Origin of the sequence: Robiginitalea sp. (assembly GCF_049588695.1) — a bacterium.
GTDB lineage: Bacteria > Bacteroidota > Bacteroidia > Flavobacteriales > Flavobacteriaceae > Robiginitalea.
This window is the reverse complement of the sequence record NZ_JBAVZJ010000411.1, coordinates 1-4,180: the sequence shown is the minus strand read 5'-3', so window position 1 is coordinate 4,180 and position 4,180 is coordinate 1. Positions and strand designations below refer to the sequence as shown.

4 protein-coding genes and 2 pseudogenes are annotated in these 4,180 nt (G+C 45.1%); 4 read left to right on the top strand and 2 right to left on the bottom strand.

The window, feature by feature from the left end; all coding sequences use genetic code 11:
* Together WBV75_RS09705 and WBV75_RS09700 are read left to right on the top strand one after the other, a co-directional pair.
* A pseudogene (locus tag WBV75_RS09705) lies at positions 1 to 363 on the top strand (hypothetical protein); the annotation flags it as partial.
* A complete protein-coding gene (locus tag WBV75_RS09700) occupies positions 285 to 698 on the top strand; it encodes an outer membrane beta-barrel protein (protein ID WP_424120421.1) in 414 nt (137 codons plus the stop codon). The pseudogene WBV75_RS09705 and the gene WBV75_RS09700, both read left to right, overlap by 79 nt.
* Before the next feature lie 330 nt (positions 699 to 1,028).
* On the opposite strand, the gene WBV75_RS09695 is transcribed toward WBV75_RS09700, so the two are convergent.
* Together WBV75_RS09695 and WBV75_RS09690 are read right to left on the bottom strand one after the other, a co-directional pair.
* Positions 1,029 to 1,559, bottom strand: a complete 531-nt coding sequence (locus WBV75_RS09695; protein ID WP_424120420.1) for a hypothetical protein — start codon at positions 1,557 to 1,559, stop codon at positions 1,029 to 1,031.
* Positions 1,560 to 1,584: 25 nt separating this feature from the next.
* Entirely contained in the window at positions 1,585 to 3,054 is a 1,470-nt protein-coding gene (locus WBV75_RS09690) for a hypothetical protein (RefSeq protein ID WP_424120419.1), read from the bottom strand.
* 118 nt (positions 3,055 to 3,172) lie between these two features.
* Here WBV75_RS09690 and WBV75_RS09685 point away from each other — a divergent pair, with 118 nt between their 5' ends.
* Complete coding sequence (locus WBV75_RS09685) at positions 3,173 to 3,697, top strand: RNA polymerase sigma factor (protein ID WP_424120418.1); 525 nt, start codon at positions 3,173 to 3,175, stop codon at positions 3,695 to 3,697.
* 48 nt (positions 3,698 to 3,745) lie between these two features.
* Positions 3,746 to 4,180, top strand: a pseudogene (locus WBV75_RS09680) (hypothetical protein); the annotation flags it as partial.

Below are 4,180 nucleotides of genomic sequence, written 5' to 3'. Positions count from 1 at the left end.
GTCTTTTGCAGCGTATTTCTTTTATTTTGCTCCTACACCGTTTCCTCTCAGGTACTCATCTCCCTGATCTTTGGAGACAAGCTTAACTCAGACAGAATAGAGTTCGGCCTGGAGGGAGGATTTAACTTTTCGCAGATCGGGGCCCTCGATGCGGACAAACGCCTCTCTAGTTTCAACCTGGGTTTTTATTTCGATTACCGCCTCAAGGATTCATGGAAATTCTATACAGGTGTTTTGGTGAAGTCAAAACTGGGTGTGGCCGAATTAAGTGACTCAGACCCCTATTGCTACTGGAGGTTTCTCGTGAGCAGGAAGGCGGTACCTATTCCCAGTACATCAACAATTTCCTGGTTCCTGCCCTGATCAAATACGAATTCCCCAGCCGGATTTATGCCGAAGCCGGCCCACAATTTGGATTGATGTACAAAACCTGGGTTCAGTTCGACTCGGATGTTGACGGCACCGAAACCCGGATCCGGATAGAGAATAAAGATGCCCTGAACACATTCGATGTGGGTGGGGTTATTGGTTTTGGTTACAGGCTTAAACCGGGTAAGGGAGTGACCTTGGGGCTCAAATATTACCAGGGCTTTACCAATGTCATCAAAGGTGTTTCGGGGAGCCGGAATAATTCCATTTACCTCAAATGCAATATTCCCATTGGCGCGGGGAAAGCGAAAAAGGACACTGAAGGCTGAACCTCCCAGAGCGTATTCAGCAGGCAGTTGCAGTAGGCAGAAAACGCAATATTCCATTCAAAACCTCAACATCAGTACTGCAAACTGCCAACTTGAGAGTTGAACCTTGAACTTTTGACCCTTCTTCCCCCTGCCCAATGCCACTTCCCACTGCCAACTTGAGCCTTGAACCTTGAACCTTGAACTTTGAACTTTTGAACCTTAACCCCCTCCAGGCGTACTTATAAAAAAACCGCCCCGGGGTGTCCCCCGGGGTCGGTTTATAAAACCCTTCTTTTTCATAGCGGGGTTTTTGACGGATTCACATAAGCCATCCAGGTTAAGCCATACTTATTTTTCGAAGGTCAGTAAATCTGTAGTGCCATCAATATCGTCATCGTCATCGGCTAATTGAATGGTGTCAGAGGAAAATGAAATAATATACCAGTCCTCAGAAAGTTCGCTAAAGGTTTCCGGGGAAGCAAAAAAGATGTTGAATTCAATTTCATCGTCGTCATCATCATAATCATCATCGTAATCATCGTCAAGTCCATCATCATCTGAGTCATCACCCGAGTCATCACTTGAATCATCGTCGATTGTGATCGACCAGGTACCTGTCACTGTGGTGGTACCGTTATCGGCCAGCAGGGTTCCGTCCGGGTTGAATGTAAAATCATAGCCCGAAAAATCAGAAGTTTCATCTTGTCCGTCATCCACAAAATTGGTGATGGTCCACGTTCCGGATCGAGCCGTTTCATTCAATTCTTCAACATCTGCCTGCAGCTGTGCCAGATTCGATAAATCATCACTATCACTCGTACAAGCCGTAACAAAAAGTGTAGCCGCCAGTACTCCGATTTTCAAAATATGCTGTTTCATGGTGTTTGTGTTTAAGTATTAAAGATTATTGTTTTGTAAAGATCAAGGTGTCGGTCGTGCCATCTTCACCAGAGACATCCCGCAGTTCAATTTGGGTTTCACTGGCTGAGACAACCTCCCAGTCTTCAGTGAATTCATCAAGGGGGATTGTCGTTCCGAAATCCAGTAGGAGTTTGTCTCCGTTTTCCTCAATTATCCAGCTACCATTGGTCGTGCTCCCATTGTCTGCTGTTACCACACCGTTCTCCTGAAAGAGAAAAGTGTAAGCAGTGAAATCCGCTGTTTCATCCGAGCCATCGTCCAAATATGTAGAAACACTCCAGGACCCGTCGGTAAGGACAGAACTTAAATCCGAAGTCCCACTGTCGTCTGAGGTATCATCACTGGAATCATCTCCATTGGTATCCTCTGTATTGTCATCAGATAAACAATCGCTTTCAAAGCTGAGTTCGTCATCGCCCAATGTGAGTTCGATCTCACCCTCATCATCTTCCCGTTCAATTTCCTGCACCCTCCAGGAGGCATTGAAATCTTCAAGATCAGGAATGCTGATCGTCATAGTAATGTCATTTGCGGTTCCTTCAGCCTCCCAGGTCCCTTCAAAGATGCTCGTACCTGAAGACACCTCCAGCGTACCATCTTCATTAAAACCGAAGACGTATCCATCGTACTGCTCATCGAGATCCTGGTCGTTTCGCTCCAAACTATCGACCGTCCAATTCGGGCATTGAATCAGCAGATCTGATAACGCTTCAGTCGTACACGAATCGCAATCATCATCATTATAATCGTAATCGTCGTCCTCATCGCAGTCATCACTGGCATCGTCGAGGATGTCTTCCAGGGTATCGAGGTCATTAACCCGTACCTCCGACCCGTCGAACAGCACCACCGTAATTGGAAAGTCCAGATTTACAATATCATCATCTTCCAGGTCATCGATAAACCTGTACAGGTCCCGATCGCTGGTAAAAGTGATGACGTCGAGTACTTCGTTGTTCGAATTAAAGATCGATGCGGTCACGGGATACTGAATATCTGCACATTCTATATCGTCATCCGGTTCATTTTCGCCAGAACAATCCTCAATCAGGTCCTCGAGTTCGTCTTCGCTGGAAATCACAATCTCTGTATAGTCTGAGAGAATTTCTGTGATCGGAAAGAAAATTTCAAGGCTATCCTCGTCATCGTCCAAAGCGTCAAAAATATCTTCAATGGTTTCAAAATCATCTTCTGAATCCACGTTAATCTCGAGGCCATTCACCACTACGGTAATCGGAAGTTGCACGCTGATGCAATTCGCGTTGTCGATAATGTTATCGTAAGAACCGTCTTTTGTGGATGTGCGCTGGAGCAGACTAGCTACCCTTGAATTGGCCTCAAGCACTTCTTCCTGAGGTCCCTCGATTAATTCAAATTCTTCTTCCCTGCAGGAAGCGAAGAGTAAAACGAGTACAAGTAATAATACACTAAAGGGTCTGAAACTTTTTTTCATAGCAAATAAGTTTTTACTTCTGGTGTTTATATATAGAACAACCCTGGCCAAAGAACTCCTGAAAAAAAGTGAAGAAAATAGTTTTTTTACTTTTGATCAGATCTAATATTTCCTTTTTTTGAAAAAAGACTTACATAAGGATATTTGCGAAGAATCCGTGTTTTCAGGCCTTTATGAGCGATTGGCCGATGACCTTCACAAGTTTTTGTACTACAAGTATGGGGATTCCTTCAACCCGGATGACAAGACGCAGGAGGCCTTTGTTAAACTATGGGAAAACTGCAAGAAGGTAACCGTTGAGAAGGCTAAGTCCTTTCTTTTTACGGTTGCAAACAATATGATGCTCAATGAGATCAAGCATCAAAAAGTGGTCCTGAAATACAAGTCGCAGAAGCCCAAAGGGCATACCCATGAATCGCCGGAATTCCTAATGCAAAAGGAAGAATACTTCAAGAAATACCAGCAGGTGCTCGCCAGGCTTACTGAAGAGCAGCGCACAGCTTTTCTTCTAAGCAAGGTCGAAGGCAAAAAACACAGCGAAATTGCCGAAATGCTGGGTGTTACCCGAAAGGTGGTGGAATACCGGATTTATTCGGCCTTTGATACCTTAAAAAATGAATTGGAAGGATTCCGTATAAAATAATCGGGAAAAACGACCCTAAGGTTGTTATATATAAAAGGGATGTGTTCTATGGATAAGAACGACTTAATACGAAAATGGCTTTCAGGGGAGCTTAGCCCTGAAGAATCCAAGGCTTTTGATGCCCTGGAGGAGGCTTCATTTTACAGGGGAATCATTTCAGATGCTGCTGCTTTTAAAGCACCGGGCTTATCAGGAGGGGTAGATTCCCCCATGCTCGGGAAACGGCTTCCAGAGGACCACACACCCCTACCTAAACGGAATTGGGCAAGGCCCCTGATGCGGATAGCCAGTGTACTGGTGCTGGGTCTGGCCATGTATTATTTACTCTTCCAGCAGAATTTAGTCCGGGTAGAAACCGGGGTTGGTGAAAAGACTACAATTACCCTCCCGGATGCCTCTTCAGTAGCGCTCAACGCCCTGACCGAAATAGCCTTTAACGAAAGTACATGGGAAGACAACAGGGAAGTACAACTGGAGGGGGAG